Here is an 18,362-nt window from a genome sequence, read left to right as displayed (position 1 = left end):
ACCTGCTTTCCGCACCAAGTCCGCAGTTTTTACTAAGTAAAAACCTTACGGGCTTTCCGCTACAATCAGGGCTAGGGCCAACTCGTAAACCTTCAAGATTTATGTTTTAAAAAGCAAAAAAAAGCTCTTGAGAAAGAGCTTTTTTTGTACTTATAAATGAGAGATTAGTCTATATATCCCATTTCACGCATCCAGTCATCGTTGAACATTTTTCCAACATACCTGCTTCCATGATCATGAAATAAAACCACCACCACATCATCTTTTGTGAAATGCTCTTTCAATTGAAGTAAACCTTTTACAGCAGCTCCAGCTGAATTCCCCAAAAACATGCCTTCTTCTTTAGCGAGTCTTTGAGTATAAACTGCCGCATCCTTGTCGGTGACTTTCGTGAAGCCGTCGATACCATCAAATCTTACATTTAGCGGTAGAATATCTTCTCCAATTCCTTCTGTGACATAAGGGTAAATTTCATTTTCATCGAATTCTCTAGTTTCGTGGTATTTCTTAAAAACGGAACCATAAGTATCTATCCCCCAAACTTTAATATTTGGATTTTTCATTTTCAAATAACTACTTACTCCAGAAATTGTCCCTCCAGTTCCTACGCCTACAACAAAGTGGGTTATTTTCCCATCAGTTTGTTCCCAGATTTCTGGACCTGTCGTTTTAAAGTGAGCTTTGCAGTTGGAAGGGTTATCATATTGGTTGACATACCAAGAATTTGGAGTTTCCTTTGCCAATCTTGCAGAAGTGGAATAGTAGGATCTTGGATCGTCTGGAGCCACATCTGTAGGGCAAACATAAACTTCGCAACCTACGGCCCGTAAAATATCCATTTTCTCCTTACTCTGTTTGTCGCTAAGAACGCAAACTACTTTATAGCCTTTTATAATAGCTACTAAAGCCAATCCCATACCAGTATTTCCTGAAGTTCCTTCAATAATGGTTCCTCCAGGTTTTAAAGCGCCATAAGTTTCGGCATCTTCAATCATCTGTAAAGCCATTCTGTCTTTTACAGAATTTCCAGGATTAAAGGTTTCATATTTGGCCAATACCAAAGCATCAATTTCTTCTACCATTTTATTCATTTTCACCATTGGTGTTTTACCAATCGTTCCAAGGATATTTTCAGCGTAATCCATAGTTTAATTTTAGTGTGGCAAATATAAAAAAGTAAAACTCAAAACAGTGAGATAATGAAGGCTATAATCTCTATTCAAACTTCATTGCCTTTACCGGTGAAATTTTAACGATAATAACCGAAGGAATCAACAGCATCAATAAACACAAGAGTAAAGTACCGAAGTTGATTATCAAGATATAGTCTAAACTCAGATAAATTGGAGCTTCAGACACATAGTAAGTTTCGGGGTTGAGAGGAATGACTTTAAAATACTTCTGAATTAATAAAAGACCAATTCCAATTAAGTTACCCCAAAACAGACCCTTAAAAATCAAGAATCCAGCATTGTATAAAAATATTTTACGAATGGACCAATCTGAAGATCCTAGAGCCTTTAAAATGCCGATCATTTGAGTGCGCTCCAAAATAAGGACCAATAAAGCTGTCATCATATTAATTCCTGCCACCAAAATCATAATCCCAATAATGAGGATAATATTAAAGTCAAACATTTTTAACCATTCAAAAATGGAAGGATATAATTCGACTATCGTGCTCGCATTCAAAAAGGAATCCACTTCCTCGTAGACCTTGTAGCCCACTTCTTGAATATCATCGAAATCTTCTACAAAAAGTTCAAATTGACCTATTTCATTTGCACTCCAATCATTGAGTCTTTGGATTTGCTTTAAGTCGGCTATGATATAGGTTTCATCAAATTCTTTAAAACCAGAGTCAAAGATTCCTGATATCGTTAAGCCCACAGATCTCGGTAAACGGTCCTGATCCTCCCTCAAAAAATAAACAATAAGTTTATCACCAGTTTTAAATCCAAGACGCTTAGCCAAATAATCAGAAATTAATACTTCTCGACTTATGGATTCATCAAAAACAGGCAAAACTCCATCTACCAAAAATTCTTCTAGATATTCCCAACGATACTGTTCATCGACTCCTTTAACAACAATGCCTTCAAAATCTGTTTCAGTTCTTATAATACCGTACTTGGTCGCAACTTTTTGGATGTGCTCAATTTCTGGAATGCTCGTAAAGGAAGGATAAAATTCCTGTTGAGTGCTCACAGGGTTTTGGGTGATGGTAGCTTGGTTATTGGTGAAGTTATTGATGACAATGTGACCATTGAAGGCTGCAATTTTTTCTCTAATTTTTTCCTGTAATCCGAAACCCGTTGCAATCGCAATGAACATCATCACTACGCCAATAGTAATTGCCGAAATAGCAATTTTAATTATCGGAGCCGATATGCTACTTTTATAATCGCTTTTAGTAACTAGGCGTTTGGAAATAAAATATTCAAAATTCAAGGTGAAGTATGATTTTTAAGAAGCTCAAAAATACAGTTTATTTTATTCTTTTGGTATGCATTTCTTGCACAGCTCAGGAGAATAAAAAAAACACTACAGAAACTATTAGAGTAGCGGCAAACAGAACTGAAGCCTACCTCCCACTCCTCCAAGGAAAGAATGTAGGAATCGTAGGGAATCAAACCTCTGTGATCTTCAAATCTGAAAAAGATTATACCCATCTTGTGGATTCTCTTTTGAGTCGTTCTGTTTCCCTTAAACGCGTGTTTGCCCCAGAACATGGTTTCCGAGGGACAGCAGACGCAGGAGAGCGGGTTGAGGACGGTATAGATTCCAAAACGGGTTTACCGATCATTTCTCTCTACGGCGATCAAAAAAAACCAGATCCACAATATCTCCAAGATTTGGATGTTATCCTCTTCGATATTCAAGATGTTGGTGCTAGATTTTACACCTACATCTCAACATTGCATTATATCATGGAAGCCTGTGCAGAACAGGGTATTCAACTCATCGTTTTGGACAGACCCAATCCCAATGGACATTACATCGATGGCCCAGTGCTAGAAGAAAACTACAAAAGCTTTGTCGGCATGCATCCTGTTCCTGTGGTTCATGGACTTACTATTGGAGAGTATGCTCAACTGATTAATGGAGAAAAATGGCTTATAAATGGACTTCAATGCGATCTAAAGGTCATCACAATAAAAAATTATTCTTCGTCTATAGCTTATGATTTACCCATAAAACCTTCCCCTAATTTACCAAATGCCACATCAATTAATTTGTATCCTAGCTTATGTTTTTTTGAAGGAACCAATGTGAATGCAGGGAGAGGAACCGATATGCAATTCCAAGTCTTTGGATCTCCAGTATTAGACTCTACGTATTTTGACTTTGAATTTACTCCAATCTCCAACCCTGGAGCCAAGTATCCAAAACACGAGAATAAACTTTGCTTCGGAAAAAATCTTCAAAATGAAAAAGAGCTTGATCATTTGAACTTGGACTGGTTGCTTCAGGCGTATGATCATACCCAAGACCAAGCTTCATTTTTCAACTCATTTTTTAATAAACTGGCAGGAAATTCAAGCTTGAAGGAACAAATTCAGCAGGGAAAAACCGCCGAAGACATAAAGGAAAGCTGGCAAGCTGATTTGGAAAATTACAAAATCAAAATCAAACCTTATTTACTTTACCAAAGAAAACACCAAACTCCAAAAGGGTAAATTAAAAGCTATCCTCGCCTCAAAAGCTAATTTTTCTCACCTCTCAAAAACCTCGCTTACTCAAATACTACTTCACTCATCAACAAGGAGGCAGGTTGAATATAAACTTGAATTCAACTAATAAATAGTAATGAGTTTTCAAGTTGACCGGTAAACCAGTTGACCAGTTCACCAAGAACAAATTACTCTAAAAGTATCCCGTTGAGCTCCACTTGGTATTGAATATCTACGGTTTGATCTAGCATTTTGGACACCGAGCAATACTTTTCAAAAGACAGTTGAGCAGCACGCTTGGCTTTGTTTGGTGGGATTTCACCTTCTAACTTCACCAGCAGTTTAATCGTATGAAACACTTTAGGATCAGTATCGTTTCTAAAACCTTCTACCTCTACATTTAAGTCCTCTACTTTTAGGTTTTGCTTGTTAAGGATATGGATGACATCTATACTGCTGCAGCCTGCAGTTCCCATTAAAATGAGCTCCATTGGGCTAGGAGCTTTAGGATCTGGCGCTGTAGAATTATAAATTTCTATTTTATGACCTAAGGCATTTTCAGCTTCAAAATGAACATCACTGTTTGGTTTTTTATGTAAGCTTACTTTCATAATTCTATAGTTTTATACAAAGCAAATGAATCTTAAGTATAAATCTGCTAAAAATAACTTAATACAATTTAGAATGACTCAAATTTATTAAGTTTGCAACGAGGAAGGATTTGACTGATTGCAACCTCTTTTTAAAATGCTAAAGCAGTTTCATTTTTAGATGAGTCGTTTAACGTCATTTCCTTCCAAACGACCATAACTTTAAAATTTATTTTATGTCATATTTATTTACTTCAGAGAGTGTATCTGAGGGACATCCCGATAAAATTGCAGATCAAATTAGCGATGCTTTACTCGATTCTTTTTTAGCTTTTGACGATACCTCCAAGGTAGCTTGCGAAACCTTAGTGACCACAGGGCAAGTTGTTTTGGCAGGAGAAGTAAGAAGTAATACCTACCTCGATGTGCAACAAATTGCAAGAGACGTCATCAACGATATTGGATATACCAAAGGAGAATATCAATTTTCTGGAGATTCCTGTGGTGTCATCTCTCTTATCCATGAGCAATCTAAAGATATTTACCAAGGCATCGATAAAACTTCCAAGGAAGACCAAGGGGCTGGCGACCAAGGGATGATGTTTGGTTATGCCACCAATGAGACTGAAAACTATATGCCTCTGGCACTGGATATTTCTCATAAACTGCTAATAGAACTAGCCAAATTACGAAGAGAAGGCAAAGACATTACTTACTTACGACCAGATGCCAAAGCGCAAGTTACTATTGAATATTCTGATGATAATGTCCCGCAGCGTATCGATACCATTGTTATTTCTACACAACACGATAATTTTGATGAGGATGAGCCTATGCTCAAAAAGATAGAAAAAGACATTCATTCTATCTTGATTCCACGAGTAAAAGCTTTGTTTGATGAAAGCATTCAAGCCTTATTTAACGATGATATTACCTACCACATCAACCCTACAGGCAAGTTTGTTATTGGAGGGCCGCATGGCGACGCTGGACTTACCGGACGTAAAATTATTGTAGATACCTATGGCGGTAAAGGGGGACACGGAGGTGGTGCTTTCTCTGGAAAAGACCCTAGTAAAGTAGACCGGTCTGCTGCTTATGCCGCTAGACACGTGGCCAAAAACATGGTGGCTGCTGGTATCGCCGATGAAGTTTTGGTCCAGGTTTCTTATGCGATTGGAGTGAGTGAACCAACTTCTATTTTGGTGAACACCACCAATAAAAAAATCGATATGAGCGATGGTGATATTGCTAAAAAAATTAGAAATATTTTTGACATGCGTCCGGGGATGATCGAAGAGCGTTTAAAACTTCGAAATCCTATTTATAGAGAAACCGCTGCTTACGGCCATATGGGAAAAGAACCTAGATTCGAAACTAAAATCTTCAGATCCGATTATTCTGGTGAAATACGCAGAGAAGTGGAACTATTTACTTGGGAAAAACTAGATTATGTCGATAAGTTGAAAGACGCTTTTGGTTTATAATTTTTCTGAATCTATAAATCATTTAGATGTTTCATGTTCGAGCGAAGTCGAGAACCAGTTTCATCTCGACTCCGCTCGATGATAAACAGTATTTGAAGCGACACTCAATTTAACTCTTAAGTTAGCTTTACTGAGCGTCAAAGCTGCTTAGACTTGTCCCAAAACACGGGACAAGTCTAAGCAGCAAATTAATATATATTAAAGTTTATAAATTACCTTAAACATCACAATCCGAGGCTGAATAAATAGTCTTCGGTCGGCGACTATGAATTCATTGACAGAATTTTGCCTTTTAAATTCAATATCAAACAAGTTGGTAGCGCTTAACTCAAACCCCCAAGCTGAATCTTCTTTTCCGTAGAATAAAGAAGCATCTGCCAGTTCAAATCTATTGACGTCTCCTGTGGTTTGATTTTCAAAATAATTGTAATCGTAATTGAACTTAAAAATAAAATCTGCCCAATCATATTCCAAATAGGCAAAGGGAGACAAAGTGGTAAACTTGTTATCGATGGCATCTGAGTTGAGTCTAGAAAAACTTTGCCTTACGCCCGTTTCCAGATTTGGCCAATCGTCATAACGCGTGGTTACTTTTGCATTATAGCCAAAATTAATACTTTCATAATCCAACACCTCATCGTTGATGATCCTGGAGTAGTCCGACAGGCTTGCATTGCCTCCTAGCGTAAACGTATAATTAGGAATACGTTTGTTGATGGTTCCATTAACGTTATAGGTATTTTCAGGTAAATCAGTAAAAATACTAGTGCTTATTTGGTCGATGCCTTCAATCTGAGTCTGATTTCTAATGCTGCTTTCTCGATGCGTATAAGACAATCTAGCATTATAAAACAAACCCTTGAACATATTAAACTGACTATAAAGTAAACTCGCCGTTTGGTAAATTTGATTTTGTAAATTCTCGTTTCCTCGTCTAATCTGATTAAAACTTTGCAGGCTTAATCTGTTGGCATAATTTGAAGAATTCCCAAAGTTGGTATACCGGTTATAATTGAACCTCAGTTTTTCAGAGGTTTTGAATTCGTACTCCGCGTAAAACTCGGGAAGTAAAACAGCGGTTTGATCATTGACCAATTCATCACCAAACTGTGATACATTCCAGTTAAAATTCTTGACGACCAAACCTGGCCTTAAAACCAATTCTCCAATTTGAGTTTTATACTGAAACCCTAGCGACGCATTAAAGAGCTCAAAATCCATCTGATTATTAAATCCCGCTGACTCAAAACTAGTGGTGCTACCATCGTTTAAGATTTGCTCATCCAGCGTATTCAAGTTGAAGGTAAAGTAATCCACACCTGCCACAGGATAGATGTGATGAAAATCGGCTAGCACCCAATAATGCTTAGCATTAAGGCTCAAGTTGGTAACTTCCTTCTGGTTAAGCTGATTTAACCTGAACTCATCTCCTTCATCTACCAAAGGAATTAACTCAGTAAACAAGGGCTGATTGAAATCCCAAAGCCTGTCTGTCGTTTGGTCTTCACTTTTTATTTTAGCTTCGAGCTTTAAGGTATGTTTGTAAGAAAACTGCTTATTGAGATTAAAAGTTTGGAGGAATTCAAAATTCTCGGGTTGGGTGTTTGTATTGACAAATCGGTTCGTGTTACCTACTTCAGAATTAAGAAGAGATTGCGCCTCCGCCGTGTTATATTTAAAATTGGTGTTGGCCCGCAAGTCGGTATCATCGTTATTGTCGTACCTCAACTTGATCTTACTAATGCTGAAAAGCAAGTCATTTTGATTGGATTGCTCACGGGATTCATCCGGAGCTTCTGTCGTTTGGTATGTAAAATCTTCAAGCGTTTGGGTTCTCAATTTACTTTTATTAAAAATGCTATAGGCATCCAGACTGAAGTTACCTCCAAGCTCTTGAGAGAGACTCGCCGCGCCAAAATCGTTTTTATTGAAAATGAAATCATCTTGTCTTAAGAATTGTGAAAAATCATCCGAATATAACCTAGAATAAGCCCCTTGATCTTCCAAGGCTAAGGCCATACCGCCTTCAAAATCTAAGTAATCTTGAATGGTAAATGACTTTTGGCCAGTGTTATTGAAATCGCCAATGGCGTTTACAGCCGTCTTGGGACTGTAATAAAACAATTTAGGATGCACCAAATACCGACCTTCTACTCCTGCGCCAGTTTCTATATCGCCAAAGATAAATTTCTTTTTCCCATCTTTCAGTTTGATGTTTAACGCCATCTTATCGCTTTCTTCCAAACCTTTAAGAAAAGCGACTTCACTATAATTATCCAAAGCTTCCACTTCATCCACCGCATCGGCGGGAATGTTGTTTACCCCCAGTTTTTCGTCTCCGGTAAAGAAGGCTTTGCCATCTACCATAAGTTTTGTCACAGGTTTTCCGTTAACGGTGACATTTCCTTCTCGGTCCACTTCCATTCCCGGTAATTTTTTAAGGATGTCCCGCAGCTTTCGCTCCTCTCCTGTTTTAAACTGGTCTGTCCTATAGGTAATGGTATCTTCTTTTACAATCACCGCCATTTGTTGCTCAATAAGGATTTCTTCAAGACTTTCAGTAGATTCCACCATGATATAGTCCTTGGTAAGGTCTTGAGAAAGTTGAAGTGTATCCATGATTTTCTTAAACCCCAGATGCGTTACTTCTATAAGATAAGACTGGTTGCTTTCCAGCTTCAGCCTATATTCTCCTTTGGAACTGCTTATGCTAAATTTAATCTGTGCATTAACTTCTTGTAATGGCGTAGCAATCACGTTGGTATTGACTAGGGGATTTTGAAGACTATCGGTAATAAAGCCGTCGAGTTGGATGGATTGGGCAGATGTTACACCTATGAATAGTATAAAGATGAGTAATGAAGGAAAAAGTTTTGGCATAAATAGATAACAAATAGAATCTTATGAATAAAAGTCTTAAAATTTTCTAATCAATCTTAATATTTAACTCATCAAGCTCAAATAAATTGAAATTAATTTCAATTATTGAACTCTGAGTTTCTACTTAGTTTTTTAAAATTTGTTTCACTTATTATTTCACCTTCCTGTGGCTCTTCAATTTGTAAAAGATTATCCAAAACTTTAATTTTTTCAGCTTTTAGAATATAACCATAATCCCAGTTAACATTTAATTCAATAATCAAACCGGGAAGTCCACGATATCCAAGTGGACCAAATGGATAATTTAAATCTGTGGCAAACCAAGCAATGATTTCTCTATTTTGAGCTTTGTTATTTTCATTACCGACATTAAATTCTAAAGTTGCCTTTCGGCATTGGTAGCCAGATATTGATTTTTTTTCATTAGAAATATTCCATTGTAACTGATGAAAATCACTAATGATTTTATAAAGTTTACCAAAAGCATTTGTCTGTTCTATAAAGATGTTTTGTTTAACATCAGAAAAAAACACACCTTTAGAATTTGCTAAACTTAACATCATTATTAAAATTCGTTGAGATTGGCCATCATTAGATACCTTTTCTTCTAATTTATATAATGACTCATTAGGTGTAGCTTTTAAAATGAAATCAAGCTTAGGAAGCTGACGTTTAGATTTTGACAAAATTTCTCCCATTAAATTGCCCGGAATTTCTTTCTTGAAATTCGATTGATACTTATAAATCACTTCAATGTTTTCCTGTGCAAAACATTGAAGTGAAAAAAGTAAAATAAATATAATTTTCATTATAGTAAATTTAAACCACTGCATTAAATGCAGTGGTTATTAAAATTAATTACAGTTGTCCATAACACGAATCAAATGTTGCTGCAAACACCTTGAAGTTATCACCTCCCGCAGCTTCCTCTGCTGCTTGAACTATTGTATAACAATCAACAAGCATAACAGTTTTCTCATTTGAACTTGTAAAACTACTTAAACTTAAGGTCATCGCTCCTAAAGCGATAATTGAAAAAAACTTTTTCATGATATTTATTTTAATAAATGTTGTAAAAATTCGATTGTCATAAATCGACTCTCAGCATAAAAGCTGTACACATCTTCATGAAAAATCCGTATCATTGCTTCGCATGCGAGATATGCATTTTCATGTCTTAAATCTGTGGAGCGCTTTTCATCCCGAAAAGCGCTTCCTTTTTTTAAAATCTAAAAAAACACTTCAATTTTATTTAGTTAGATTCAAATAAGTTAAAAAAAAAACGGTTCTACACAAATACAATTGTTAATATTTTAATTAATAGCAATATTTACGGTTAAATCGTAACGAATCGTACTATTTATGACGTTTTATTCAATATTTCGTAAAAAGCAATTATAATGAACTTAATTGAAATGTTCACTGGATTTCTTTTTTTTTACTACACTGAGGCTTCACTTCTATAAGATAGGACTGGTTGCTTTCCAGCTTCAATCTATATTCTCCCTTGGAACTGCTAATGCTAAATTTAATCTGTGCATTAACTTCTTGTAATGGCGTAGCAATCACGTTGGTATTGACTAGGGGATTTTGAAGACTATCGGTGATAAAGCCATCGAGTTGGATGGATTGGGCGGACGAAAGGGCTATTGTAAATAAGAGGATGGAAAGTGTCGCTAGCAATTTTGTCATAAAAGCTTGAAGATTTTTTTAAATTAATTATTAATAGATTCTCTAAAGTTACCAACTTTACGATCGATAACTAAATAAAACTGTTCGGAAGAAAGGGCTTCATCAGACTTAGGCTCTTCGATTTTTATAGTTTCATCTTTAATTTGTTCTAAAGTATAAATTGTATTTTGAAGTCTTAGTTGTATAACCAGACCAGGTAAACCAACAGCAACCATTGGCCCATGTGAAATAGAAATATCTGGACAAAACCAAGCTTCAATTTCCTTTTCTTTTACACCCTTAGACCCAATAAATTTTCGTGTAGTTACAGCTTTTATAACTTCGTAACCACCTATAGTTTTCTTTTCATTTTTAATTTCCCAATTAGGTAATTCATCAAATTTTACAGAGAAAGCTTTATTCATAAACTTAGTATCCAATTGTAAATAAGATTTTTCAGAATCGTAAAACCAGTTGTCATTTGCATAACTCATTGCTTTAGCAATACTTACAACTTGTATATTCTTTGATTCATTTACAAGATTCTCTGATTTATCAAAAAAAGATTCGCTACCATTTACGATAAGTTTAAATTCAGATTTTTTAAGTTCGTTTTCAACATTTTTCATCAATTCTCTTACATCACCAATTTTGATTGATTTGTAATCAATATTAGCAGAAGGTTTATAAATGTAAGTTTGCTGAGCAATAGAAAGATTAAAAACCAGAAGTGATAGAAGAAAATATTTATAAAACATAATATTGAATTGAGAACAAATATAACTAAACTATTAGTTTTATAATGATTCACTTAAAAAAAAGTTATCGATAAGGCGATTGACTTAAAAACTCCTTTTTAGATATACTTTTATTAACTTCAGGTAATTTAATGTTATAATTTTTGTTACTTAAATTCACTTTTGTTGCATAAAATTTTATTCCACGTTCCTCAATTTCTAAAATAAGTCCAGGAAGACCAACAAACTCTTTTGGTCCAAAATTGAAAGGTAAATCTTTCGCAAATATCCAAATGATATAAATAGGAATCTAATGAATCCCATTCATCATCAAATAGGCCAGCTTCATACTCAGCAGCAGCTTGTTCCATTGCGTAATGATCACAATCTGTTGGTTGATTTAAATTCGTTGCATTTAAGCTTGATGAAACCGAAGTTTCATAAATATTATCATGATCTATATCTGCTGAAACTTTGTAAACAAAGCTTTGCTGACCAAAGGATGCATTTAAACATAAAAATGATAAAAGAATGAATTTTAAAAGCATAATATTATTTTGACTATCAGATCTAATATGACATGAATTCTGTTAATTTATTATTGTATTCATCTAAAGTCATTTTTTCTCCTTGAACGGGAAAATTAATTTTAACATTTTGTTTAAATTTTAGACTTTTTAAATAAGTTATTCTACCAAGATGTTTGACTTTAACTATTAGTCCTGGTAACCCTATATAATTTTTAGGACCGATATTAATTGGAACATCCTCAGTAAACCAAACCTTTACAATAGATGTTCCTCCAACTCCATTATCAAAAATAGCGGTTGCTTTTTGGCAATTCAAACCATTTATAGTTTGAAATTTATTAATGATTTTCCAATCAAATTGATTTGTCGGGAGTTTTATTCTTAAAATTTTACCAGAAAAATTCAACTTTCTAAAAACAAAGTTTTCGTTTATATTTCTATAGAAACTTCCTTTTGTAATAGCATTTTGATAAGCCTTATTTGCGTCTGATTCCATTCTTGATATGGGGTGGAAAAAAGATTTTTCATTATTGAACTTCATAGTGTAAACATCAAAATCTTTTTCTAAAGCTTTTCTTTTATCATTAATTTGTTTTTGGATTACTTGCCGAACCCTATCTTTTTTTATAGATTCCAAATTTATAACAGTATCCCCTATAAATTCTCCATAAGTAATTTCCCCGGACTGAGAAAAAGCAAAAAGGGGAAATAGTAATACTAAGTATTTTATCATTTCATAAAGTTTAAAGAAAGGGTCTCAAATAAGACCCTTTCAGTTAATTTAAATTAGCTTACACAACCATCAAAAGCAGCAATAGCAGCATCAAAAGCTTCGTCTAATGTAGATCCATTTGATAAATAAGCAGCATAAACATCGTGCTGTAAATTCATGCAATCCATTTTTAGATCAACTTCAATTTGCTCATCGGAATTCGTAAAACTACTTAAACTTAAAGTCATCGCACTTAAGGCGATAATTGAAAATACTTTTTTCATGATAATATATTTTAATGTTGTAAAATTTCGATTGTCAAAAATCGACTCTCAGCATAAAAGCTGTTCACATCATCATGAAAAATCCGTATTATTGCTTTGCATGCGAGATATGAATTTTCCTGTCTTAAATCTACAAATCGCTTTTGATCCCTAAAAGCGTTTCCTTTTTTTTTACAAACTAGAAGAACACTTTCATAGTTTTTATTATTTGCTATAAACCTAAAAAAAAAAAACGGTTCTACACAAATACAGTTGCTAAAATTTTAATTTATGGCAACATTTACGGTTTAACCGTAACGAATCACACTATTTATGAAGTTTTATTCATAATTCCATAAAAGGCAATAATAATGAACTTAATTGAAATGTTCACTGGATTTCTTTTTTTCGCATCCTTAAGTACCTCACTTTTATAAGATAGGGCAGATTGCTTTCCAGCTTAAGCCTATATTCTCCTTTGGAACTGCTTATGCTAAATTTAATCTGTGCATTAGCTTCTAGTAATGGCGTAGCGATCACGTTGGTATTGACTAGCGGATTTTGAAGACTATCGGTAATAAAACCATCGATTTGGATGGATTGGGCAGATGTTACACCTATGAATAGTATAAAGATGAGTAATGAAGGAAAAAGTTTTGGCATAAAAATGAGTAAGTGTCGAATAAATTAGTTTTGAATGGATGATTTGAACCCAGATTTAAGAAAAAAAATATTTAAAATTTAATGCTAGCATTTGCTTTATTTTTATATTCTTCATACGAAATTATTCTTTTATCTTCTGGGTCAACTTCTTCAAGTTTTACATTTTTGAAATTTATTTTTCTTACATAATATATGTTACCAAATTCATGTAACTCTATAATTAAACCAGGTAGACCAAAGTAATTTTTTGGACCAAAATTCAAATTGATATCGGTTGAAAACCAAGCTGTAACTTTTGACTCTACTCCTATTTCATTTCGTCTTATAGTTTCTGCTTTTATGCAATTATATCCACGAATCATTTTTCGCTCATTCTTAATTTGCCATTCGTCATAGGATGGTTTTTGGTGATATATAATTAGATTATTACCCAAAAAATTTCCCTCATGATAAATAGACTTATCAGTTACATTAATAAAATAAGTTCCTTTTGCTAATTCCTTAGTAATTTTACTGCTCCCATCATTATTCATCAAATTAAACCTTTCAAAAATAGATTTATTGTCTTTAAACTTTAAACTGTAAAAACTTTTATCTGGTGATAAAGCATTTTGCTTTTCTTTAAATCGCTCAATTAATATTTTTTTAAGATCTGAGTTTTCAATTGAAGTTGTATCGCCGTACATTTTTTCTAGGCTTTGCCCATATAAAATTTCTCCACTATCATTTTGTGAAAAAAAAATATTACTTATAAACAAAAAAAAGTAGAAAAAAATTAAATTAATTTTAAACATGTATCTAGATTTAAACAATGATTCCAATTTAAAAATCGGAATCATTGGATTGTTAATTAGTAATTCCCTCGCATTCTTTCACATCTCTCGTAAACTTGAATGCTTTCAGTCCATGCACCATCTATATCACCACCATTATTCATATAATGAAAGGCGAATGCATCATGTTGCAAATTCATACAACGATCTGATTGTGAGCTAATTTTAGCGCTACTAAAACCACTAATACTTAAGGTCATCGGTCCTAAAGCGATAATTGAAAAAAACTTTTTCATGATATTTGTTTTTAATAGCACTAGAATTCTTTTACTTTTTTATTTAATCTCATAATTAAACTTTTATACTCAGAATAATTCATTAGTACCTCTTGATCAGGTAATTTTATACTGTCGTTTGTTACCTCATCAATTTTAATAGCTTTTATTATTACTTTAGGCAAATGAACTTCAACAATTAAACCTGGTAATCCTGAAAATATATCTGGTCCAGTTTTAATAGGAATTGAAGGAATAAACCATGCCTCAATATCAATACTTTTATCAGTGATTAGATCATGATATTTGCCATTTGCCATATAAGCTTTTAAATTTAAAATTGTTTTAGTATCGTTCTCAATTTCCCAATCAAAATCGTAATTATCTCTTTTAACCTGATAATTAATATTGAAAAAATTGCGTTTAAATATTAAACTGTCTTCCTCAATAAGTAAAAAAATTTCATCGTAAAAATTTGTAAAAGATTTTACGGTAGATTCGTGTACATCTTTCATATAAGAATTATCAAATTGTAAAACCTTTTTTTGAGAAAAGTGTGATTTTTTCTGATTAAATAAAAGAATGTACTCTAAATTCTCAGCATATTCAATGCTCTTTCTCATTATATCTTGATAACTCTTTCTCTGTCCCTCCAAAGGCTCCATAATATTAATGGGCTGAATTTTATAAGTTACTTTATGTGTATTTTGTGCATTTGCACAAAAGCACAAACACACGTAAAACACACAAAAAGTAAATATTGTTTTTACTTTATAAAACATTAGTTGAAGGTTAGTTCTCCTGCCTCACATGCACGAGTATATGCTAATACCCTTCTATGATTACTAAGATTTATTTGACCATCTGTCATTATTACTAATGCTCTTGCACCTTCAAAACAAGTTGGAGCTTCAAATATTAATAAATCTTGATTTGTAAAACTACTTAAACTTAAGGTCATCGCACTTAAAGCGATAATTGAAAATACTTTTTTCATGATATTTGTTTTTAATAAATGTTGTAAAAATTCGATTGTTATATTTCGACTCTCAGCATAAAAGCAGCACACATCATCATGAAAAATCCGTATTATTGCTTTGCATGCGAGATATGAATTTTCATGTCTTAAATCTGTGGAGCGCTTTTCATCCCGAAAGGCGCTTCCTTTTTTAAAATCTAAAAGAACACTTTCATTTTTGAAATACTGCGCTTCTATTTAATTTTTCATAATCTTGAAGTTTAATAGTTTCACCTTCCACTGGCGCATTAATTTCTAAATTATATACAAATTCTATCTTAGACATTTCGAATTTATAAGAATAATCCCAATTTACATTCAGTTCCAAGATTAAACCTGGTAAACCTCTAAAGCCAATAGGCCCAAACGGATAGTTGATTTCAGGAGTAAACCAGGCTGCAATTTCTCTATTTTGATTATTATTTTTTTTGTTCCCAACATTATAATTTAAAGTTGCTTTTTTACACTTAAAACCTGAAATTTTCTTGTATTCGTTAATTATTTTCCAGTCAAAAGTTTCAAAATCACTTATTATTTTATAAAGTTTACCAAACGCATTCTTTTGTTCAATAAACTTATTATTAGATACATCCGAATAAAAAATACCATTAGAATTTGCTGTTCTAAGAATCATTTCTTTAAATTCTTGTGGGTATGCATCATTATCTAATTCTTTTTTTAAATAATAGATAGATTCATTCATATCTGCTAATAGCTTAAAATCATAATTCGGAAGAATTTTCTTCGCAGCTTTTAAAAATTTACCATAAAGAATTTGTTCAGGAATTTCTTTTTTAAAATTAGACTCGTATTTGTAAATCACCTCAATGCCTTTCTGTGAAAAGCATTGAAATGAAATTAAAATAAATAAAGTAAATCTCATAAAATTAAAAGTTCATGAGTAAAAACATATAGTCGGTACCCGATTCACAGGCTGTATAAACAAAATCTGTTAGAGCGTAAACATCACTTGGTGGTGCACCCATATTTTCAGCTTCTGATCCAGCTTCCCATGCTTGAGCTGCACAATCTCTTATTTCAATGTTGTCAGATGTATTAAAACTACTTAAACTTAAGGTCATCGCTCCTAAAGCGATAATTGAAAATTGCTTAAATTTATTTAATTATCGATAATATCATTAAGTTTTTTATTCAAGCCACCAATTAATTCATTAAAATCTTTCTGTGAAATTGCCTCTGAAGTATCTACTTTTTGAATTTCTAAAGTTTTAGATGAGTTTATTTCTATCATGGTTACTACGGCACCTTCAATCTCTACTTCTGCAATTAAACCAGGTAATCCCATGAATATATCTGGCCCAATTGGAATTGGAATTGAAGGTATAAACCAAGCTGTCACTTCTTTGTTTTTGTTCACAACTTCGTCATAATATTCTCCAGTTGCTAGCTTAGCATTGTATCCTAATATCTTCTTTGTAGCATTTTTGATTTTCCAATTAAATATATATTGTTTTCTTTGAACTATAAAGTTTTTATTAATCAAATTTTTTTCGAAAACAATTTTATTTTTATTAATATCGATATACACCCTATTCTTAAAAGAAGTAAATCGTTTGGCCGTCTTGAGCAAAATATCCTCTAGAGGAGTTTCATCACCTTTTTCGAGGACATCTTCGAGTTTAAAAAAAGACTCTTCTTGGGTTGTGGTTAGCACATATTTTAAATCTTTAGCATACTCAAAAGCTTTTTTAAAAAATTGTTTACCATCCTCTCCAAGTGATTCCATGTTACCTTGCATTTTTGGCTCTGTTATTTTGTAAACTACACGATAAGACTCTTGTGAATAAAGGAATTGGCAACCTAAAAAGATAAAAACCAAGTATATTTTTAAATGTAATAATTTCATACTCAAAATTTAATCACAGATTCCTGTAGTTTGTAAATATTCAGTAAGCTCTAATAGATGACCTACATTGTCTAAATTGATTCCCCCTTCTTGAGAAATTACCCATTCTCTAGCAACAGAAAAGCAAGTGTCTTGAAAACCTTCTTTGACATGGTTACCAGCTGGCACTGAAAATGTTGATAAAAAGAAGAGAACGAATAATATAAATACTTTTTTCATGATATTTGTTTTTAATAAATGTTGTAAAAATTCGATTGTCATAAATCGACTCTCAGCTCAAAGGTTGTACACATCTTCATGAAAAATCCGTATCATTGCTTCGCATGCGAGATATGCATTTTCATGTCTTAAATCTACAAAGCGCTTTTCATCCCTAAAAGCGTTTCCTTTTTTAAAATCTAAAAGAACACCTCCATTTTCTTTAATTTGCTCTAATTAAAGAAACAAAAACGGTTCTACACAAATATAATTGTTAAAATTTTAATTTATAGCTATATTTACGGATTAACCGTAAATCAATTACCATAAAACCGTAATGAATCGCACTATTTATGAATTTTTATTCAATATTTCGTAAAAAGCAATTATAATGAACTTAATTGAAATGTTCAATGAATTTCTTTTTTTTTACTACACTGTGGCTTCACTTCTATAAGATAGGGCTGATTGCTTTCCAGCCTCAACCTATATTCTCCTTTGGAACTGCTTATGCTAAATTTAATCTGGCCATTAGCTTCTAGTAATGGCGTAGCGATCACGTTGGTATTGGCTAATGGGTTTTCAAGGCTATCGGTGATAAAGCCTTCGAGTTGAATGGATTGAGCAGGTATATCTGTTGTATATAAAAATAAAACAAAAAGACCAACTCCGAATTAGACTCTTTAATTTCCAACATTTGTTGAAATACAGCCCCATCGACTGGGATTCTCCAAATCCTTAACGTTTCAGTTTTACAGAAAAGCTTTTTTTTTGGATAACTCCTTAACAGTAGGGATAAGTTTGATACCGCTCCATTAATTAAAGTTTATGTGTACAGTTTAATATCAATACAATCGTGTTTATATATATACTATAGTGCTTTTTTTAAAAAAAGTTCATTACTATAATATCGCTCTTTAAATCCAGAAAGTTCAACGAAAGATCATTTCTTATCCAAGCTAAAGGGTCGTTTATATTTCCTTAGAAAATTACAACTAGAGAGATTCTATACCAAAGATGTATA

At 33.1% G+C, this 18,362-nt stretch carries 23 protein-coding genes; 2 read left to right on the top strand and 21 right to left on the bottom strand.

Annotated features, from left to right (window positions below; all coding sequences use genetic code 11):
- Positions 1–164: 164 nt before the first annotated feature.
- Positions 165–1,145 (bottom strand): PLP-dependent cysteine synthase family protein, encoded by a 981-nt coding sequence (locus tag PGOND44_RS02935; RefSeq protein ID WP_003436468.1) that lies wholly within the window; start codon positions 1,143–1,145, stop codon positions 165–167.
- Positions 1,146–1,215: 70 nt separating this feature from the next.
- Positions 1,216–2,451, bottom strand: a complete 1,236-nt coding sequence (locus tag PGOND44_RS02930; protein ID WP_003436465.1) for an ABC transporter permease — start codon at positions 2,449–2,451, stop codon at positions 1,216–1,218.
- Between the two features lie 8 nt (positions 2,452–2,459).
- On the opposite strand from PGOND44_RS02930, the gene PGOND44_RS02925 reads away from it, so the two are divergent.
- The gene (locus tag PGOND44_RS02925; protein ID WP_003436462.1) at positions 2,460–3,680 is read left to right on the top strand and encodes an exo-beta-N-acetylmuramidase NamZ family protein; all 1,221 of its coding nucleotides are present in this window, start codon (positions 2,460–2,462) and stop codon (positions 3,678–3,680) included.
- Between the two features lie 182 nt (positions 3,681–3,862).
- On the opposite strand, the gene PGOND44_RS02920 is transcribed toward PGOND44_RS02925, so the two are convergent.
- Positions 3,863–4,285, bottom strand: a complete 423-nt coding sequence (locus tag PGOND44_RS02920) for an OsmC family protein (RefSeq protein ID WP_003436460.1) — start codon at positions 4,283–4,285, stop codon at positions 3,863–3,865.
- Positions 4,286–4,500: 215 nt separating this feature from the next.
- On the opposite strand from PGOND44_RS02920, the gene metK reads away from it, so the two are divergent.
- Positions 4,501–5,751, top strand: coding sequence for a methionine adenosyltransferase (metK, locus tag PGOND44_RS02915; RefSeq protein ID WP_003436459.1), 1,251 nt, complete (start codon positions 4,501–4,503; stop codon positions 5,749–5,751).
- A gap of 198 nt (positions 5,752–5,949) precedes the next feature.
- On the opposite strand, the gene PGOND44_RS02910 is transcribed toward metK, so the two are convergent.
- The 18 genes from PGOND44_RS02910 to PGOND44_RS02830 all read right to left on the bottom strand — a co-directional run bounded on the left by PGOND44_RS02910 (position 5,950) and on the right by PGOND44_RS02830 (position 17,359).
- A complete protein-coding gene (locus tag PGOND44_RS02910; protein ID WP_003436457.1) occupies positions 5,950–8,631 on the bottom strand; it encodes a TonB-dependent receptor in 2,682 nt (893 codons plus the stop codon).
- Between the two features lie 98 nt (positions 8,632–8,729).
- Complete coding sequence (locus PGOND44_RS02905) at positions 8,730–9,440, bottom strand: GLPGLI family protein (protein ID WP_003436455.1); 711 nt, start codon at positions 9,438–9,440, stop codon at positions 8,730–8,732.
- A 49-nt stretch (positions 9,441–9,489) separates the two neighbouring features.
- A complete protein-coding gene (locus PGOND44_RS02900) occupies positions 9,490–9,681 on the bottom strand; it encodes a hypothetical protein (protein WP_003436453.1) in 192 nt (63 codons plus the stop codon).
- A 369-nt stretch (positions 9,682–10,050) separates the two neighbouring features.
- Positions 10,051–10,323: a hypothetical protein gene (locus PGOND44_RS02895; protein ID WP_003436450.1), complete on the bottom strand. Its 273-nt coding sequence runs from the start codon at positions 10,321–10,323 to the stop codon at positions 10,051–10,053.
- Positions 10,324–10,346: 23 nt separating this feature from the next.
- Positions 10,347–11,060: a GLPGLI family protein gene (locus tag PGOND44_RS02890; protein ID WP_003436447.1), complete on the bottom strand. Its 714-nt coding sequence runs from the start codon at positions 11,058–11,060 to the stop codon at positions 10,347–10,349.
- 64 nt (positions 11,061–11,124) lie between these two features.
- Positions 11,125–11,328, bottom strand: a complete 204-nt coding sequence (locus tag PGOND44_RS16055) for a GLPGLI family protein (RefSeq protein ID WP_407636060.1) — start codon at positions 11,326–11,328, stop codon at positions 11,125–11,127.
- On the bottom strand, positions 11,252–11,587 hold the full coding sequence (locus PGOND44_RS02885; RefSeq protein ID WP_003436444.1) for a hypothetical protein: 336 nt from the start codon (positions 11,585–11,587) through the stop codon (positions 11,252–11,254). Before PGOND44_RS02885 ends, PGOND44_RS16055 begins: the two co-directional genes overlap by 77 nt.
- A 22-nt stretch (positions 11,588–11,609) precedes the next feature.
- Entirely contained in the window at positions 11,610–12,302 is a 693-nt protein-coding gene (locus PGOND44_RS02880; protein ID WP_003436441.1) for a GLPGLI family protein, read from the bottom strand.
- A gap of 53 nt (positions 12,303–12,355) precedes the next feature.
- Positions 12,356–12,565: a hypothetical protein gene (locus tag PGOND44_RS02875; protein ID WP_003436431.1), complete on the bottom strand. Its 210-nt coding sequence runs from the start codon at positions 12,563–12,565 to the stop codon at positions 12,356–12,358.
- Positions 12,566–12,934: 369 nt separating this feature from the next.
- Complete coding sequence (locus tag PGOND44_RS02870) at positions 12,935–13,207, bottom strand: carboxypeptidase regulatory-like domain-containing protein (RefSeq protein ID WP_040555719.1); 273 nt, start codon at positions 13,205–13,207, stop codon at positions 12,935–12,937.
- A 71-nt stretch (positions 13,208–13,278) separates the two neighbouring features.
- On the bottom strand, positions 13,279–14,001 hold the full coding sequence (locus tag PGOND44_RS14945; protein ID WP_003436429.1) for a GLPGLI family protein: 723 nt from the start codon (positions 13,999–14,001) through the stop codon (positions 13,279–13,281).
- Between the two features lie 56 nt (positions 14,002–14,057).
- Entirely contained in the window at positions 14,058–14,276 is a 219-nt protein-coding gene (locus tag PGOND44_RS02860; RefSeq protein WP_003436425.1) for a hypothetical protein, read from the bottom strand.
- A 20-nt stretch (positions 14,277–14,296) separates the two neighbouring features.
- On the bottom strand, positions 14,297–15,037 hold the full coding sequence (locus tag PGOND44_RS02855; protein ID WP_081606509.1) for a GLPGLI family protein: 741 nt from the start codon (positions 15,035–15,037) through the stop codon (positions 14,297–14,299).
- Entirely contained in the window at positions 15,037–15,252 is a 216-nt protein-coding gene (locus PGOND44_RS02850; RefSeq protein WP_003436421.1) for a hypothetical protein, read from the bottom strand. The genes PGOND44_RS02855 and PGOND44_RS02850 overlap by 1 nt, the downstream gene beginning before the upstream one ends.
- Positions 15,253–15,445: 193 nt before the next feature.
- Complete coding sequence (locus PGOND44_RS02845; protein ID WP_003436420.1) at positions 15,446–16,156, bottom strand: GLPGLI family protein; 711 nt, start codon at positions 16,154–16,156, stop codon at positions 15,446–15,448.
- Between the two features lie 4 nt (positions 16,157–16,160).
- Complete coding sequence (locus tag PGOND44_RS02840) at positions 16,161–16,355, bottom strand: hypothetical protein (RefSeq protein WP_003436419.1); 195 nt, start codon at positions 16,353–16,355, stop codon at positions 16,161–16,163.
- A 38-nt stretch (positions 16,356–16,393) separates the two neighbouring features.
- Positions 16,394–17,140 (bottom strand): GLPGLI family protein, encoded by a 747-nt coding sequence (locus PGOND44_RS02835; RefSeq protein WP_003436418.1) that lies wholly within the window; start codon positions 17,138–17,140, stop codon positions 16,394–16,396.
- Positions 17,141–17,149: 9 nt separating this feature from the next.
- A complete protein-coding gene (locus PGOND44_RS02830; protein WP_003436417.1) occupies positions 17,150–17,359 on the bottom strand; it encodes a hypothetical protein in 210 nt (69 codons plus the stop codon).
- Positions 17,360–18,362: the final 1,003 nt, after the last annotated feature.

Origin of the sequence: Psychroflexus gondwanensis ACAM 44 (assembly GCF_000355905.1) — a bacterium.
Lineage (GTDB): Bacteria > Bacteroidota > Bacteroidia > Flavobacteriales > Flavobacteriaceae > Psychroflexus > Psychroflexus gondwanensis.
Note: the sequence above shows the minus strand (reverse complement) of the source record. Positions and strands in the feature narration are given on the sequence as shown.